Raw genomic sequence first — 15,623 nt, 5'->3', positions numbered from 1 at the left:
ATCCAAAGAGGGTCAGGAAGCCGCAGAACCACTTACTGCTTTCTTGAGCGAACGGCGCCGCCCGTACTTGAAGTAGAAGATGGCGTAGCAGGCGCCCACGAATGGAACGCCGAAGAACAGTGCTGCCACCTGGTTGGGATCGAACGCAATGCCCACCAGCGACACCAGGCAGAGCGCGAACGCGAGGATGGGAACCAGCGGGAACAGCGGAGCCTTGTAGGGCAGGGTGCTGAGGTCGCCACCGTTCTTGATGAAGGTTCGCCGGTAGATGAAGTGCGAAGCCACAATGGACATCCACACGCCAACGGTGGCGAAACCGGCCACGGACACCAGCACCAGGTAGACGGTTTCCGCGGCCACCACACTGCTGATCAGTGAAGCCAGGCCACCCAGCATGCTGACGCAGAGAGCCACCATGGGGATTCCGCGTTTGGTCAGCTTACGGAAAGCCTTGGGTGCGTGCCCTTCATCGGCCAGCGAGAAGAGCATGCGGGCACAGGAGAACAGACCGCAGTTGCCGGCGGAGAGCAGGGCCGTGATGATCACAAAGTTCATGATGTCCGCGGCGTACGGGATGCCCAGCATGGAGAAGACGGTGACAAAGGGGCTCTCGTCCACGCTGACTTGTTCGTACGGAATGGTTGCTGCGATGACCACAATTGCACCAACAAAGAAGATCATGAGCCGGATGACCGTGGTCCGCATTGCCTTGGGGATGTTGGCGCCCGGGTTGGCGGTTTCGCCGGCGGCAACACCGATCAGTTCGGACCCTGAAAAGGCGTAGAAGACTGCCAGGCAGGTGACGAACACGCCGGTGAATCCGTTGGGGAACAACCCGTCCGGTGTATTGAAATTCTCACCAAAAGCGGGGAACTCGCCGGGGGCCAGGGGGTGGAAACCCGCCAGCGCGGCACCGCCGAGGATGATGAGGCCGACGACGGCGGCGACCTTGATGAGCGCGAACCAGAACTCTGATTCACCAAAGACGCGCGATGAGATGGCGTTCAAAGTGAACAGGACAGTGGCGAAGATGAAGCACCAGATCCAGACGTCGACGCCCGGGAACCAACGTTGCATAAGAAGGCCCGCAGCGGTGAACTCGGAGCCCAGGGCAACAGCCCAGCAGAGCCAGTACAGCCAGGCTGTGGCAAAGCCGGTGGCGGGCCCGATGGTGCGTGCGGCATATATGTGGAAGGCACCCGAGACTGGGAACGCAACAGCGAGCTCCCCGAGGCATGCCATCACCAGGTAGACAACCACGGCGCCAATAAGGAAGGCAAGGACCGCACCCAAGGGCCCAGCGGTGGAGATGGTGTATCCGGAACTAACGAACAGGCCCGAGCCGATCACGCCACCCATGGCGATCATGACCAGGTGCCGGGCCTCCATGGACCGGCGGAGTCCTGTGTGTGAGGCGCCAGTCTGCGACTGCGCCTCGGTTGCCGATGCGTCGGCTTCTGTGGGGGAGCTGAGTCCCATATTCCCTCCGGGAAGTTTAGCCAGCAAAGTCTGAAGTAGTACCAGCCGGACGTGATCCAACTAACACGAGAACAAGATTCATCACATGACGAATGACCATTTCAAGGAGCCTAAGAAACGCGATTCAACGCGCACGCCACTCATGATTGAGGGCAAGAGGTTCTAATCAATGGGTCATGCGAGCGATTACTCTACTTGCTATCTGTTAGGTTCCTAGCGGAGCAACGCAAGTGAAAATTTTAGAAGCCCGGTGATTTACTCGATGCCCGCGAACAACGCGTTGAGCTCGGCCGTGAGCTGCTTCCGGACAGCCGGTGTGCCGATTTCCTTGCCGTTGATGTGATTCACCGGCGCGATCAAGCGGATACTCGAAATGAGCCAAACGGCGTCGGCATCGAACAAGTCCTGCGGCACCAGCGGCCCGTATCCGAGTTCCCAGCCCGCAGCTTTGGCCGCTGCGAACAGCGCCCCCTGCGAGGTGCCGGGCAAAATTCCGCTGTCGTGCTGCGGCGTGATGAGGCGACGTACAGTCCTGACTGAACCTTCGCCGTCGTCCTCTGTTTCCAGGTGCGCCAGCAAAACTGTGGACGTGGGCCCCTCCAGGACGCGGCCGTCCGTGGAGGTGAAGATGGCGTCATCTGCACCTTGCTTGTGGGCAAAGCGCAGCGCAGCCATGTTCACGGCATAGGACAGCGTCTTGGCGCCCAGCAACAGCCACGGCGCGCGCTCTCCGGCTTCGGTATCGAAGCCACGGTCCAGAAGTACGACGTCGATGCCCGTCTCGCGTTGTCGGCGACTGCCCGCGGGGGAAGCCGAAGCCTGCACCCAGCAGGTGGGGCTCGCTGCGCCCTCCACGCCACGGGTGACGATCAGTTTCACCACCACCTCGTCCTCCTCAGGTGTGGGGGCAGGGTGGGTCTCGCGAAACTCGTTGATTGCGGTATCGATCGCCTTGCGCCAGGCGTCCTGCTCCGGCAGCACCAGGTCCAAAGCTGCCGCGGAACTGCTCAAGCGGTTCAGGTGGGCCTGCACCTTGCGGGCGCGTCCTTGGACGGCGAGGAGTGATTCGAACACGCCATCACCTCGGGTGGCACCAAGGTCCGTAGCCATGAGTTGGGGCTGGCTGGAATCGGCAATGCGTCCGTTTTCGAAGGCGGGGTCCAGGAAAACAAGGACCGTGGGAGCAGGTGAAGTCATGGTCCCAGCTTAGTGCGGTGCCATTGCCGATGACTTTGGCGGATAGGCTGAGGTCACTGTTGATCGTGGAGCGTGGGGGTTTGTAGGGTGCTCTTTCCTTTTCCGTTCGGCCAGGAGTGGACCTGGCTGCTGGGCGCGTGGGCCATCGCGGAAGTGGTCATGCGGATTGTCCTTCTGGGCATCATTCCCGGCAATAGGCGGCCTACCACCGCCATGGCGTGGCTTTTGGCTGTGTTCCTCATCCCCTCGGTAGGGTTTGTCCTCTTCCTTCTTTTCGGCAATTTCAAGCTGTCCAAGCGCAGGCGTGAGCAGCAGGAAGAAGTGAATCGACGCGTCCGGGCCGTGACGAGCGATCTTGCCGATCCGGTGAGCGTCTACTCGGGCCCGGAATGGGTGAAATCGGCCGGTGAGCTCAATCACCGCCTCGGCTCACTGCCCATGGTTGATGGCAACAAGGTTGAGCTGATCCCCGGGTACCACGAATCCATCAAAGCCATGGCCGAAGCGGTCAAGGGCGCCAAGAGCTACATCAACGCCGAGTTCTACATCATGAGCAGCGACTCCGTGACGGACGAACTCCTCACTGAACTGGAGAAAGCTGCCGAACGGGGCGTTACTGTCCGGTTGCTCTTTGACCACATTGGAACGCTGCGGGTTAAGGGCTACCGCCGCCTGATCCGGAGGCTCAAGGCAGGCAAGATCCAATGGAAGCGGATGCTTCCCCTGCTGCCCATCCATGGTCAATGGAGGCGTCCGGACCTCAGGAACCACCGCAAGATCATGGTCATTGACGGCGAGATCGCCTTCACGGGCTCCCAGAACCTGATTGAACCCTCGTACAACAATCCCAAGCACCACAAGGTGGGCCGTAAATGGGTTGAGCTCATGTCCCGGCTCGAAGGGCCCATTGTGGCCACCCTTAACGTGGTCTTCGCCACGGACTGGCTCAGCGAAACTGACGAGTCCCTTGAGGACCAGCTGCGATTGCCGTCCCAGCCGTCTCCGGGCCGCGTGACGGCCCAGGTTGTGCCCAGTGGACCAGGGTTCGCCACGGAAAATAACCTCCGCTTGTTCAACACCCTGATCTATTCAGCGCAGCACAGGATCTCAATCTGCAGCCCGTACTTTGTTCCCGACGATTCCCTTCTCTACGCCATCACCACCGCCGCGCAACGAGGCGTCGATGTGGAACTCTTCGTCTCCGAGAAGGGCGACCAGTTCCTGGTTCACCACGCCCAGCGCTCCTACTACGAGGCCTTGCTGAATGCCGGCGTGCGGATCTACCTGTACCGGGCGCCGTATGTCCTCCACGCCAAGCACTTCACTATTGACGACGAAGTGGCCGTTCTTGGTTCCAGCAACATGGACATGCGCTCCTTCTCACTGAACATGGAAGTCTCGGTGATGCTCCTGGGCGCCGAGACGGTGAACCTCATGCGGGCCGTGGAGTCCACTTACCGGGAGGTATCCCGTGAGCTTATGCTGGAGGACTGGATGGATAGACCCCCATTGGCCAAGTATGTGGATAACGTAGCCAGATTGACCGCCACGCTCCAGTAGTTTGTGTACAGCTAATGCCCTTTAGAGACGTTTTTAGGGGCGGTAGCTGTGCAAAAACTCAGCCCGGGAAGTCGGCGCCCAGCGTGGACAGCACACCGAAGGCCTTGGTCCGGATTTCCTGGTACTCGTCCTCGGCCACGGAATCTGCAGTGATGGCTCCGCCCACCCCCAGGGACAGGGTTCGCCCGCCTGCACCATCAGGGTTCACCACCAGCGTCCGGATCACCACGGCGAGGTCCGTGGCGGCATTCATGGAGAAGTAGCCGATAGCCCCGGAGTAGATGCCCCGCGGTCCGGATTCCAGCTGGTCCAGGATGTCCATGGTGCTGATTTTCGGCGCGCCCGTCATGGACCCGGCAGGAAAGGCCGCGGCCAAGGCTTCTGCCCGCGGGGCGCCCGGCCGAAGATGCGCATCTATGGTGCTCACCATTTGGTGGACCGTGGCGTAGCTTTCGATCGCACACAGCCTGCTGACGGTGACGGATCCGGGGATGGCGAAGTGGCTGAGGTCGTTGCGCAACAGGTCCACGATCATGATGTTTTCAGCACGGTCCTTGAGCGAGGTCTCGAGGTCGCGCCGCAAAGCAGCATCCTCGTCAGGGTCAGCAGACCGGCCACGGGTGCCCTTGATCGGCTCGGCGCGCATGCCGCCGTCGGACATGATCCGGAGGAACCGCTCGGGCGAGGTGCTGGCCACCGCCAGATCCCCGAACCGGAGGTAGCTGGCGAAGGGTGCAGGGTTCCGGCTGCGCAGGGCCAGGTAGCTCGCCCAGGGATCCAGGTTGCCAGCGGAGGCTTCCAATGTGGTGGTCAAGCAGATTTCGTAGGAGTTGCCCTCACTGATTTGGTGCTGCGAGTCCGCAATCTTGCGTTTGTAATCCGTGGCGGAGTCCCGGCTGACGAACTCGGGAACGGTTCCGGAAGCGCTCGCCGTGGGGGCGGCGGTCCCGCCCGCAGCAGCTTCGACGGCGGTGCGGGCTTCGCGGAGCCAGTCCCCGGCGTCGGGCGCGTCCAAGGCCAGCAGCCAGACGGTCTGTTCGCGGTGGTCCAGCACCACGGCCCGCCCGGCGAAGAGCAGGGCCGCGTCCGGGGTGGGAGAGGGGACATCATTCCCGCCGGTTTCGCGCTTGAGTTCATAGCCGAGGTAGCCGAGCCAGCCCAGGGTGAATTGGCCGTCGTACCCGCGGGGAGCACGGACGGCCCGGCGGCCCCACACCGAATCGAGCCAACGGAAGAACGGCCCGGAGGTGCTGACGGTCGCGGATCCGGCGGTTACTTGAGTAGTCCCGGACCGGTGCAGTACCGACTGTCCAAACGTGCCGCCGTCGTCAGCCAAAATGCTGAACCGGCTGCGCGCGGCGGCCTGGGAGCGGCCGGCCACCGCGGAGGCGTTGGAAGAATCCAGCCACACCGCATTGGTGGACTGGCCGTAGAGGGACTCGAACAGGAGCGCAGCGTCGGGGGTCGCCTCCAGGCGCTCGGAACGCAATTGCAACCCCCGCCGCGCACTGAGTTCGGGCGACAAAACCGAAGCAATGGAGGGCAGATACATCAGAGCGCGCAGGACGTCATCCGGTGCGCTGCCGTCAGCGGGGTTCTGCACCCGAACGTCGGCGGCGGTGACCACCTCGTCGCTGGAAAGCCACTCGTCTTCCTGGGCGGCCCAGCTTTCCCAGTACGGTTCGTAGGTGCTTCCGTCGCGGGTCAAAGCACGACGACGGCGGTCCTCGCCCGGGGACTCCACCCACACCACGGCGTTCAGCATGGAACGGGCCGGCGCCGCTGCCGCTCCTACCCCTTCAACAATCACAATCTCGGCGGGCAGCGTAACGTTCAGGCTGCCGTCGTAATGCTTGTCCCAGTCCCAACTTGTCCACTCTGCGGCCATGCCTTCGCTGAGCGGTTTCAGGACCGTGCCAACGTAGCGCTCGATGCCGGGCATGAGGCCGTTCCAGCCGGGGTAGATGTCCTCCAGATGGAACAGCGAAACCTTGTGGTGTTGCCTCAGCCGGGCCGCCAGCTCAACGGCCAGTGTGGTTTTTCCTGCGCCGGACCTGCCGTCAACAGCGATGATCACGGGTGCAGGGGTCATGTCATAGAGGTTACCTGCTGGGGCTCGTCGGCTTGTGCGTTCTGTGACGCTGTGATGGCTGCTTTGACGTGCTGCACAATCCCGGGGATGGCGGCCTTGATCAGTGTCCAGGTGTTGTCGAAGTCTGTGTGGCCGCCGTACCAGGGGTCTTCGATGCCCAGGTCCAGGGAGCTGCGGCCCGCCATGTGGGGATCGAAGCTGCGGAGCATCCTCACTTTGCGGAGGGCGGTGTGATCCGAGGCCCCTTCCTGGAGCCAGCCGAAATGGTCAACGTCCAGGGCGAGGATCAGGTCCCGTTCGGCGTACCATTCCCGGCGCCATTCGCGGGCAACGTGGTCCTCGGAGGCGAGGTGCTGGGCCGTGAGGACCCGTGCGGCGCGGGGGTCGATTGGATGCCCAACCTCGTACCCCGTTGTGCCCGCGGAGTCCACCACAACGAGTTCGCCGAGCCCTTCCGCTTCGAAGGCTTCGGTCAGCATGAGCGCTGCCATGGGCGAGCGGCAGATGTTTCCGGTGCAGACCGTGATGATGCGGTATGGGCTCGTCGTTGAGTACATGCAGCAAGCATGGTTCATGGCGCCCCCTCTTGGCTAGGGGCAACTTCACAAGTGAGTCACTTATCCTGTCAAAGCTGTCACGGTGCGTTGGGGGAGCGGGCTCCTAAGCCTGCGCGGCGGCGGGTTTCTGCGCCTCGGTGGCCAGCGCTGCGGCCGCCAAATAGACGGTCCGTACGACGGCGGCGCGTCGCCTTTCCACGCGGCCGGGGTCATTGCCGGCCATGAGTCCGTCCAGAGCAGGGAGCACCGGAGCAGCATCGCACAAGCTCACGATGGTGATGAGGAGATCCCCGGCGTCTTCCCGTGAGATACCTGGCAAGGCAGCGATGGTGCTGTTGACCTTGGACGCGCAGTTGGCCATGCGCTTGGGCAGTCCAACAACTTCCGTGCCGCGTTCCAGTCCTTCCCAGAACAGCAGCCGTGGTGCCGTGGCGTCCTTCTGGTGGTGATCGAAAAGTCTGCCGGCGTAGTCCGCCATGGCTTCGGGACCGCGGCCTTCGATGGGAACTTCATCCATGAGGGAGCTCAGCGCAGTGACAATTACGGCGTCGAACAGCGCGTTCTTGTTGCCGAAGTACTGGTAGATCCGTTCCTTGTTGACCCCGGCCTCTGCAGCGATCCGGTCAATGCGGGCACCGGCCAGGCCGCGGGTGCAAAACTCACTCGTTGCCGCCTCAAGCAGCAGCGATTTGGTTCGTTCTGTGTCCCATGCCATAGGAGTCATATTACCAGTTTCCAACTGGTTGGTTGTAATTCCGGATGGCTGGGGTTATGGTGATCTCAAGCCAAAAGCAACCGTTTAGTTGGAGAATGCCATGTCGACACCGTCAACCTCCCAAACCGCCGTTGAATCCGCAGCGCCGGTAGCCCGCCCGCAGGGACCTTCCGTTCACATGCGTGCCCTCATTACCTGGCTCGCCATCTTCCCTTTGGTGTCCATCGGCATGCTGCTCCTGGGGCCCATCATGGAGCCGCTCCACCCGGTACTCCGCGCCCTGTTGCTCACTGCGCTGGTGGTGCCCGCTGCCGTCTACGTCGTGGTTCCGCGTCTCATGGCCGGCCACGGCGTCCTGACCCGCAAAGCAGTGGAGCGCGCCGCCCAGCGGGCCGCCCGCCGGGGCTAGGCGTCCCGTAACTGCTCGACGTCGGCGGTGCTCGGGTACGCGGCCTGCGTGCCCTTCTTGGTTGCAGCCAATGCGGCGGCTACTGAAGCGAAGGACGCTGCATCGGCAAGGGAATCGCCGGCGGCCAAGCGCGCAGCCACAGCACCGGTGAAGGCGTCGCCGGCACCGGTGGTGTCAACCGCCGAAACCCGGGTCGGGGCAATACGGGTGATCTGGTCTTCGGTGCCACGGGCCAAGGAATCGAGCACCACGGAGCCGTGTGCACCGAGGGTCACCAAAACCCTTTGCAGGCCCCTGTCAGCGAACTGGCTCCGCACCGGCTCCCACGCCTCCGCAATGGCCTCAGGGTCCGGCACGCGGGACTCCGTCCCGAGGAAAAATGACGCCTCGTGCGCGTTCACCAGCAACACATCACTCAACCTGGCCAAACGCTCCGGTACCTCCGCGTAAGGCGAGAGGTTGAGCAGAACTGTGGCTCCGGCGTCGTGCCCTGCTTGGGCGGCCGCAATCACAGTGTCGATCCCCACCTCAAGGCAGAGGCACACCACAGCCGCGTCCTTGAAAGCGTCCGGCGTGACGGCCGCAGGCCTGAGCGTGCCATTTGCTCCGGCCGAGATGATGATGCTGTTCTCGCCCGTGGAGTCCACCGAAATGACTGCCACACCTGTGGCAACGTCCGTTCGGAGGACGCGCGAAACGTCCACGCCGGCGCTGGCCGTTGAGTCCAGCAGCATGGTGCCGTTGGGGTCATCGCCCACGGCGCCGATCAAGCTGACCTGGCCGCCCAGTTTGCTCGCAGCCACGGCCTGGTTGGCGCTCTTGCCTCCCGGATTCACCGCGAAACCGTTGCCGTGGACTGTCTCGCCGGGCTGGGGGAGGCGGTCGCAGTAGATGGTGAGGTCTGCATTGAGGGAGCCGACGACGACGATTCCCGCCTTGGGTGCGTTGGTCATGCGTTCACCTTTTCGGTCTCGCTCACTTCGGCGTCCACCGGCTTGGGTATGAGGAGCGAAGCGGCGAAGGCAGCGAACGTAATGGCAAGGCCCACCACCACAACGGTCAGGTAGGAAGCCTTGGCATCATTGAGCGAGGCCGTGGCCACCAGGACCGCCGGAAGGACAAGGAAGCTCAGTCCGGCACCGAGGTTGAAGGCGCCGGCGTTCATGCCCGGAAGGAAGCCTGGGTTGCCCTGCGGGGAAAGCACCACGCCCAGTCCGTTCAGCATGATGTTGACGGTACCGGCGTACATGATGCCCAGCAAGGCCGTGCCCGCAATCATCATGGGCAGGTTGTTCAGGCCGAAGAACGCAATGATCGCCAAGGCCACCAGGCTGCCGATCAGGCCGATGCGCAGGACCTTGGTGTAACCGAGGACAGGTGCCAGACGTCCGCTGATGGGTCCGAACAGCCAACCAAGGAGGGCGTACGGGGTAAGGATGATCAGCGACATCTCGGTGGGGCCAACGCCGAAGCCGGGATCGGCTGCCTGGACATAGGCGGGGACGATTCCGTTGATGACTGCGAAGATGCCAGTCATGGTCAGGGTGGTGGTCAACAGTGGCGCCCAGGTGGAGCGCTGGCGCAGGTGCACGGTTTCCACCATGGGCTGCTTGGCACGCTTCTCAACAGTCCAGAACGCAAAGAACGCGACGACGGCAACCACCGTGAGCACGACCGCGAGGGTCAAGGTTCCGACGTCGAAGGCCGTGGCCAGTTTGGCGCCCTCGTTCAGGGCCGTCAGCAGGGCGCCCACAGCGATGACAATGAAGAACACGCCCAGCCAGTCCATGGTGGTGCCGGCGGCAGGCTTGCTTTCGCAGGCCAGGACCGCGATCAGGACGGTAGCGATGAGTGCCAGTGCCACCATGAGCCAGAAGATGCTGCGGAAACCGAAGTTCTCAGCGAAGTAGCCGCCCACGAAGGAGTCCACGCCGGCCACGCCGCCGTTGACTGCCGTGATGAGGCCCATGAGCGTGCCGTACTTTCGCGGGTTGCTGACCGCGGAGCGGAGCATGATCAGGCAGAGCGGAACCGTGGGGCCACTGACGCCCTGGATGATCCGGCCCACAAAGAGCCAGGTAACGTCCGGGGCCATCGCGGCGATGACGGAGCCGACGGCCATGAGCAGCATCATGCCGACGAGGATCTTCTTGCGGCCCACAATGTCGCTCAGGCGCGGGAGGAAGAGGGAGAACAAGGCAGCGGCCGTGAAGAACCAGGTCTGTGACAGGCCGATGGTGGCCTGATCCGTGTTCAGCTCGTTGCCCATGGTGACCAGCGCAGGGCTGAGCATGGAGGCGTTGAGCTGGAAGGCCACGCAGGCTGCCAGCAGGGCAACCATAAGGGCGGTGACGTTGCCGCGGGTGGATTTGGTATCAGTAACGGGAGTGGACATTATTTGGCCTCTCCAACCAGAACGGTCTCTGCAACAGCGGTGGCGTCAGCGCCGCCGTCGAGCGTTGGTTCGCCGATCCGTTCAAGAGCATCGGTGACCAGATCCCAGAACTTCTTGTGGTCCAGGTCCACAGCCACGGAGGTGTGGCAGTCGTCCGGCGCGGGCGCGCGGAAGTCGGCCACGGTCATGCCGAGCGTGAGCTTGCCTTGGAGTTCGATGTCCACGGGGACCTTGCGGGTGGTCATGACGGTGGGATCTATCACATAGGCAACAGCGCAGGGATCGTGCACCGGCGGGAAGTCGAAGCCCTGGGCGTCCTTGTACGTCTTCTGGAAGAAGTCCATGAGTTCCATGACGAACTTGGCCGGCTTGGTGCCGATTTTTGCGATCCGCTGGACGACTTCATCAGTGGCCAGCGCCTGGTGCGTCAGGTCCAGACCCACCATCACCACGGGCCACTTCTCGTTGAAAACGATGTGAGCGGCTTCGGGGTCAATGATGATGTTGAACTCGGCTACGGCGCTCCAGTTACCCACGTGGTAACCGCCGCCCATGAGGACAACTTCCTTCACGCGCTCCACAATGCGGGGTTCCTTGCGGGCGGCCATCGCAATGTTGGTCAGGCCCGCTGTGGGGACCAGGGTAACCGTGCCCGGCTCGTGTGCCATGACGGTTTCAATGATGAGGTCGACGGCGTGGCGCGGGTCCAGCTCGATTGCAGACTCGGGCTGCTCCGGGCCGTCCATGCCGGAATCACCGTGGATGCTGGGGGCTGTTTCGATGGTGCGGACCAAGGGGCGGTCGCAACCTGCGGCGAAGGGGACGCCGGTGATGCCGGCAATCGTGGCCACTGAAAGGGCGTTGCGGGTGACCTTTTCCAGGGTCTGGTTGCCCACCACGGTGGTCACGGCGAGCAGCTCGATGTCCGGGTTGCCGTGTGCCAGCAGCAATGCCACGGCGTCGTCATGGCCAGGGTCGCAGTCAAGAATGATCTTCTTGCGTGCCGGTGTCATGGTGTTGGGATCCACGTTTCTCTCCACGTCATTGGGGCCTGCCAGGTACTTGCCCGGGGCAGGGCGCTAAGCATTCAGAGGAATTCTGGCACTGCTTTGTGGGCTACGTCAAACGCTTAACGTTCTCCAAGTGGCCCGGATTGCATGCTCGCGTCAAGCGCTTGATGTCTTCCCGCAGGTCAAGGCGGTGCCGGACCGCTACGATCGATGCATGGAATCCCTGGATCAGCGCCGCGGCCGCGCGCCCCGTTCGCCTCGCGTGACGGCCGCGATGGTGGCTGCCCGCGCAGGGGTTTCCACGGCCACCGTCTCCCTGGTTGCCAATGGCAAAACCCAGGGCCGCGTGTCTGATGACAACATTTCCCGGGTGCGGTCTGCCATTGCCGAGCTCGGTTATGTGGTGGACAGCATTGGAAGTTCCTTGGCCCGGGGTGTCAGCTCCATTGTCATTTTGGTAACCCCGGACGTATCCAATCCATTCTTTGCCAACGTTATTGCGGGCGTCCGGGAGTCCCTTGGCTCCCAGTATCAGCTGCTGCTTTCCGTGACCGACGCCGGTGAATCACCCCAGGCCCATGACGTCCGCAAGTTGCTGGCACTCCGCCCGGCCGGCCTGCTGGTGGGCGCCCCCAGTGCCGAGTTCCTGGAAGATTTGTCTGCAGCGGGACCCCTGGTGCTGCTGGATGCCCCGGGCCTGGAGTCCTACGCTCCCTCGGTGAACCTCGATGTTGCCCAGGGCGCGCGGGAACTTGCCCGGCATCTGGCCGCTTCCGGTCATAGCAAGGCGGCTTACATGGACGGCGTCACTGGCACAACAACCTTCCAGCTGCGACGCGAAGCATTCTTGGCCGAGGCTGCCACATGTGGACTCTCGGTGGCTGACGGGCACGTCATCAGCACCCCAATCGACGTTGGTGCCGCCGCCGCCGCCTTCGCCGAAGCGTGGCCGCAGTGGCAGCGCCAGGGAGTGACCGCCGTCGTCTGCGGTACCGATACGCATGCCTACGGCGTGCTGCAGGAAGCCCGCGTAGAAGGTGTCCGGATTCCTGAAGAGCTGGCTGTGGCAGGATTCGATGATCTTCCCTACTCGGCCACCAGCAACCCCAGCCTCACCAGCGTGCACCTGCCCGCGACGCCCCTGGGACGCAAGGCGGGGGAGCAGCTCCGGGGACTCATGGAAGGCCTGCCGCTGGAGGAACCGCACGTGACGCTGGAGAGCACTCTTGTGGTGCGGGGATCTACGTCGCTTAGCTAGAAGCCCGCTTGGCTGATGGTTGCTTGGCTGATGGCTGCTTGGTGGCTGACAGCCAGTTAGTGGATGACTGCCAGCAGGATGCCCACAAGGACGAACAGGCAGCCAAAGATGCGGTTGAGGATGGTTTGGCCGCGCTGGTCGTGGGTAAACCGCTGGAAGGACCGGGCGGCAAGGGCGAAGAAGAACCACATCACCATGATGTCGATGAACAGCACCGTGGCTGTCAGCACGGCATATTGCTGAAGCAACGGCTGGTCCGGCCTGATGAACTGCGGCATGAACGCCAGGAAGAAGACGATTGCCTTCGGATTCAGCAGGTTTACCCAGATGCCTCGCTGGAACATGGACAAGGCCGACTCGTTCTTTTGGCTGTCCACCTTCTCTTTGTCCAGGTCCGGCTTGTGCAGGAACTGCCGGATGCCGAGGTACACCAAGTACGCGGCGCCCGCGTAGCGAATAACGTTGAAGATCACCGGCGAGTTGGACACCAGCACGCCCACGCCTAAAGCGACGATCACAATGTGGATGACCAACGCTACCTGTTGGCCCAGGATGCCCCAGATGGAGCGCCGAAATCCGGAATTGAGCGAGTTGCTCATGGTGAAGATGGCGCCGGCGCCGGGAGTGAAACTGATCAGGGTGCCGGCACCAACCAAGGCCAGCCAAAGTGAAAACTGCACATCTCAGCTTATGCCCGTGAGGTGGGTGCTCTGGACGCGCGCCTTCACCACCCTCTTTGGCGGCTGACCTACCTGAATGCACCCGAAATAGGTTGTTTCCAGTGCTCCAGGAGCTCAAAGTAGGTGGGGAAGGTACAGCGGACGCAACGCCATGGGGCAAACTGGTGCCGTGAGCGGAATCCCTTGGGTACTTCACGTTGATCTGGACCAGTTCATTGCGGCCGTCGAGGTCCTTCGTCGGCCTGAACTCGCGGGCAAGCCCATCATTGTGGGCGGCAGGGGAGATCCCACCGAACGGGCTGTGGTGTCCACCGCCTCCTACGAAGCGCGGGCGTTCGGCGTCGGCTCCGGAATGCCGCTGAGGATCGCGGCCCGCAGAGTGCCCGATGCCATCATTCTGCCGGTGGACCAAGAGGCGTATCTTGCAGCATCCGAAACCGTGATGGCCACCCTTCGCGCGCAGCCGGGGGCCACGGTTCAGGTCCTTGGTTGGGATGAGGCCTTCGTCGGCGTGACAACGGAGGACCCGGAAGCCTTTGCCCGGCAGATACAGAAAGCTGTCCTTGAGCAAACCCGGCTGCACTGCAGCGTTGGAATTGGGGACACTTTGGTCCGGGCTAAGAATGCTACGGATTTTGGGAAACCGGCCGGCATCTTTCGGCTGACCAAGGAGAACTGGCTGGACGTCATGGGCAGCAAGCCCACCAGGGAGCTGTGGGGCGTTGGAAGCAAAGTGTCGCAACGGTTGGCGAAGCACCACATCACCACTGTTGCTGAACTGGCCGCATGCAATCCCCAGGATCTTGTCCCGGAGTTCGGCCCCAAGATGGGCCCCTGGTACGCGGAACTGGGGCGGGGAGATGGTGCCAGCGTGGTGGACGATACGCCTTGGGTGGCCCGCGGACACAGCCGCGAGACCACCTACCAGGAGAACCTCACCGAGCCCTCCCAAATCCAGGATGCCGTGAAGGAATTGACGGCTCACGTCCTTGAGGATGTGGCAGCGGAGGGCCGTCCGGTGATCGGTTTGACCCTGAAAGTCCGCTACGCACCCTTTCTGACCAAAACCTACGCGAGGAAGATTCCCGAGTCATTCAACAGGGAAGAGGTCCTCGCGCAGGCCTTGGAACTCACCGGAAAAATCGAACCGGATCGCCCTATCCGGCTTCTCGGTTTGCGTGCAGAAATGCCCATGCCCGAGGAAGCCCGCAAGGGACACACGCCCACGCGCAGCGGCTGGTAAGAGCAGAACGCCCGACGGCGGCCCGGCAGCTACCAGCGCGGGTGGATCGCTTCGCGGAAGTAGCTGTCATAGATGTCCCGCACCCCGCCGGCCAGGTCTGCTCCTACGGATTGCAGCCCACCCGCCTCGGCGTTCGCCGCTGCCTGTGAGGCGGAGCGCGCACCGGGAATGACCGAGGTGACACCGTCTTGGGCGATCACCCAGGCGAGGGCCGCTTGGGCGGTGCTGACGCCGTCGGGCACTAAACCGCTGAACTCCTGCGCGGCCTTCACCCCGGTTGCGAAGTCCACGCCCGAGAACGTCTCGCCGACGTCGAAGGAGGAACCATCCCGGTTGTAGTTGCGGTGGTCGTCTTCGGGGAACTCGGTGTCCGGGGCGTACTTTCCGGACAGCAAACCGGAGGCCAATGGAACCCGGGCAATGATCCCTACGTTTGCTTCCTTGGCTGCGGGCAGAACCTCGTCCAGGGGTTTAAGCCGGAAGGCGTTGAGGATGATCTGCACGGATGCGGTGTTCCCGCGCTTGATGGCTTCGAGGGCTTCATCGGTCCGCTCGACGCTGACGCCGTAGTTGCGGATGGCGCCCTCGCTGACCAGGGTGTCCAGGGCATCGTAGACTTCGTCGTTGCTGTAGACGGACGTGGGAGGGCAGTGCAGCTGGACCAGATCCAGGGTGTCCTGCTGGAGGTTGCGCCGGGAACGGTCGGTCCATTCCCGGAAGTTCTTAAGGGTGTAATTCTCGTGGACTTGATCCACGCGGCGGCCCATCTTGGTGGCCACGGTGATGTTCAGGTCCGGGTGGGCGCGGAGGAAGCGTCCAATGAACTGCTCGCTGCGGCCGTCACCGTAGACGTCCGCGGTGTCGAAGAAAGTCACGCCGCCTTCCACCGAGGCTTCAAGAACGGCAAAAGCGTCCTCTTCCGTGACGGAACCCCAATCGGCTCCGAGTTGCCATGTGCCAAGTCCGATGGTGGAGACGGGCCGGCCGGTCTTGCCAAGTATGCGCTGTTCCATGGATTCGACTATATG

The 15,623-nt window shown here is 62.8% G+C and carries 14 protein-coding genes; 4 read left to right on the top strand and 10 right to left on the bottom strand.

Annotated elements, in window-relative coordinates; genetic code table 11:
• Positions 1-12 precede the first annotated feature (12 nt).
• Both ABI796_RS17515 and ABI796_RS17510 read right to left on the bottom strand, forming a co-directional pair.
• Positions 13-1,479: an amino acid permease gene (locus ABI796_RS17515; protein WP_141280523.1), complete on the bottom strand. Its 1,467-nt coding sequence runs from the start codon at positions 1,477-1,479 to the stop codon at positions 13-15.
• Between the two features lie 255 nt (positions 1,480-1,734).
• Positions 1,735-2,676: an aminodeoxychorismate lyase gene (locus tag ABI796_RS17510; protein ID WP_141280524.1), complete on the bottom strand. Its 942-nt coding sequence runs from the start codon at positions 2,674-2,676 to the stop codon at positions 1,735-1,737.
• Between the two features lie 87 nt (positions 2,677-2,763).
• On the opposite strand from ABI796_RS17510, the gene cls reads away from it, so the two are divergent.
• Positions 2,764-4,236: a cardiolipin synthase gene (gene cls, locus ABI796_RS17505; RefSeq protein WP_141280525.1), complete on the top strand. Its 1,473-nt coding sequence runs from the start codon at positions 2,764-2,766 to the stop codon at positions 4,234-4,236.
• Between the two features lie 58 nt (positions 4,237-4,294).
• Here cls and pabB read toward each other — a convergent pair whose 3' ends face one another.
• The 3 genes from pabB to ABI796_RS17490 form a co-directional block, all read right to left on the bottom strand.
• The gene (pabB, locus tag ABI796_RS17500; RefSeq protein WP_141280527.1) at positions 4,295-6,328 is read right to left on the bottom strand and encodes an aminodeoxychorismate synthase component I; all 2,034 of its coding nucleotides are present in this window, start codon (positions 6,326-6,328) and stop codon (positions 4,295-4,297) included.
• On the bottom strand, positions 6,325-6,885 hold the full coding sequence (locus ABI796_RS17495; RefSeq protein ID WP_141280529.1) for a low molecular weight protein-tyrosine-phosphatase: 561 nt from the start codon (positions 6,883-6,885) through the stop codon (positions 6,325-6,327). Before ABI796_RS17495 ends, pabB begins: the two co-directional genes overlap by 4 nt.
• Positions 6,886-6,988: 103 nt before the next feature.
• Positions 6,989-7,600 carry a TetR/AcrR family transcriptional regulator gene (locus ABI796_RS17490; protein WP_141280531.1) on the bottom strand — a complete coding sequence of 204 codons (612 nt, stop codon included), beginning with the start codon at positions 7,598-7,600 and terminating at the stop codon, positions 6,989-6,991.
• 100 nt (positions 7,601-7,700) lie between these two features.
• Here ABI796_RS17490 and ABI796_RS17485 point away from each other — a divergent pair, with 100 nt between their 5' ends.
• The gene (locus tag ABI796_RS17485; RefSeq protein ID WP_141280533.1) at positions 7,701-8,009 is read left to right on the top strand and encodes a hypothetical protein; all 309 of its coding nucleotides are present in this window, start codon (positions 7,701-7,703) and stop codon (positions 8,007-8,009) included.
• On the opposite strand, the gene ABI796_RS17480 is transcribed toward ABI796_RS17485, so the two are convergent.
• Genes ABI796_RS17480 through ABI796_RS17470 form a run of 3 tightly spaced genes read right to left on the bottom strand, consistent with a single transcriptional unit; the run spans position 8,006 to position 11,417 of the window.
• Complete coding sequence (locus ABI796_RS17480; protein ID WP_141280535.1) at positions 8,006-8,962, bottom strand: ribokinase; 957 nt, start codon at positions 8,960-8,962, stop codon at positions 8,006-8,008. The genes ABI796_RS17485 and ABI796_RS17480 overlap by 4 nt on opposite strands.
• Positions 8,959-10,404 carry an MFS transporter gene (locus ABI796_RS17475; protein WP_141280537.1) on the bottom strand — a complete coding sequence of 482 codons (1,446 nt, stop codon included), beginning with the start codon at positions 10,402-10,404 and terminating at the stop codon, positions 8,959-8,961. The genes ABI796_RS17480 and ABI796_RS17475 overlap by 4 nt, the downstream gene beginning before the upstream one ends.
• A complete protein-coding gene (locus ABI796_RS17470; protein ID WP_141281025.1) occupies positions 10,404-11,417 on the bottom strand; it encodes a nucleoside hydrolase in 1,014 nt (337 codons plus the stop codon). Before ABI796_RS17470 ends, ABI796_RS17475 begins: the two co-directional genes overlap by 1 nt.
• 211 nt (positions 11,418-11,628) lie before the next feature.
• Here ABI796_RS17470 and ABI796_RS17465 point away from each other — a divergent pair, with 211 nt between their 5' ends.
• The gene (locus tag ABI796_RS17465) at positions 11,629-12,672 is read left to right on the top strand and encodes a LacI family DNA-binding transcriptional regulator (RefSeq protein ID WP_141280539.1); all 1,044 of its coding nucleotides are present in this window, start codon (positions 11,629-11,631) and stop codon (positions 12,670-12,672) included.
• Between the two features lie 56 nt (positions 12,673-12,728).
• Here the strand turns inward: ABI796_RS17465 and ABI796_RS17460 are convergent, their stop codons facing one another.
• Positions 12,729-13,352 carry a LysE family transporter gene (locus ABI796_RS17460; RefSeq protein ID WP_141280541.1) on the bottom strand — a complete coding sequence of 208 codons (624 nt, stop codon included), beginning with the start codon at positions 13,350-13,352 and terminating at the stop codon, positions 12,729-12,731.
• Positions 13,353-13,503: 151 nt separating this feature from the next.
• Between ABI796_RS17460 and ABI796_RS17455 the strand changes: the two genes are divergently transcribed.
• Complete coding sequence (locus ABI796_RS17455; protein ID WP_141280543.1) at positions 13,504-14,595, top strand: DNA polymerase IV; 1,092 nt, start codon at positions 13,504-13,506, stop codon at positions 14,593-14,595.
• 29 nt (positions 14,596-14,624) lie between these two features.
• Here ABI796_RS17455 and ABI796_RS17450 read toward each other — a convergent pair whose 3' ends face one another.
• A complete protein-coding gene (locus ABI796_RS17450) occupies positions 14,625-15,608 on the bottom strand; it encodes an aldo/keto reductase (protein ID WP_141280544.1) in 984 nt (327 codons plus the stop codon).
• Positions 15,609-15,623 lie beyond the last annotated feature (15 nt).

This window comes from Paenarthrobacter aurescens (assembly GCF_041549525.1).
Taxonomy (GTDB): domain Bacteria; phylum Actinomycetota; class Actinomycetes; order Actinomycetales; family Micrococcaceae; genus Arthrobacter; species Arthrobacter aurescens.
The sequence above is the reverse complement of the archived record's forward strand: the minus strand, read 5'-3'. Positions and strand labels throughout refer to the sequence as shown.

Coding starts and splice junctions, on each gene's coding strand:
- pabB (WP_141280527.1), bottom strand. CDS start 6,328: ATGACCCCTGCACCCGTGATCATCGCTGTTGACGGCAGGTCCGGCGCA.
- ABI796_RS17465 (WP_141280539.1), top strand. CDS start 11,629: ATGGAATCCCTGGATCAGCGCCGCGGCCGCGCGCCCCGTTCGCCTCGC.
- ABI796_RS17490 (WP_141280531.1), bottom strand. CDS start 7,600: ATGGCATGGGACACAGAACGAACCAAATCGCTGCTGCTTGAGGCGGCA.
- ABI796_RS17510 (WP_141280524.1), bottom strand. CDS start 2,676: ATGACTTCACCTGCTCCCACGGTCCTTGTTTTCCTGGACCCCGCCTTC.
- ABI796_RS17480 (WP_141280535.1), bottom strand. CDS start 8,962: ATGACCAACGCACCCAAGGCGGGAATCGTCGTCGTCGGCTCCCTCAAT.
- ABI796_RS17470 (WP_141281025.1), bottom strand. CDS start 11,417: ATGACACCGGCACGCAAGAAGATCATTCTTGACTGCGACCCTGGCCAT.
- ABI796_RS17485 (WP_141280533.1), top strand. CDS start 7,701: ATGTCGACACCGTCAACCTCCCAAACCGCCGTTGAATCCGCAGCGCCG.
- ABI796_RS17495 (WP_141280529.1), bottom strand. CDS start 6,885: ATGTACTCAACGACGAGCCCATACCGCATCATCACGGTCTGCACCGGA.
- ABI796_RS17450 (WP_141280544.1), bottom strand. CDS start 15,608: ATGGAACAGCGCATACTTGGCAAGACCGGCCGGCCCGTCTCCACCATC.
- ABI796_RS17475 (WP_141280537.1), bottom strand. CDS start 10,404: ATGTCCACTCCCGTTACTGATACCAAATCCACCCGCGGCAACGTCACC.
- ABI796_RS17455 (WP_141280543.1), top strand. CDS start 13,504: ATGGGGCAAACTGGTGCCGTGAGCGGAATCCCTTGGGTACTTCACGTT.
- ABI796_RS17515 (WP_141280523.1), bottom strand. CDS start 1,479: ATGGGACTCAGCTCCCCCACAGAAGCCGACGCATCGGCAACCGAGGCG.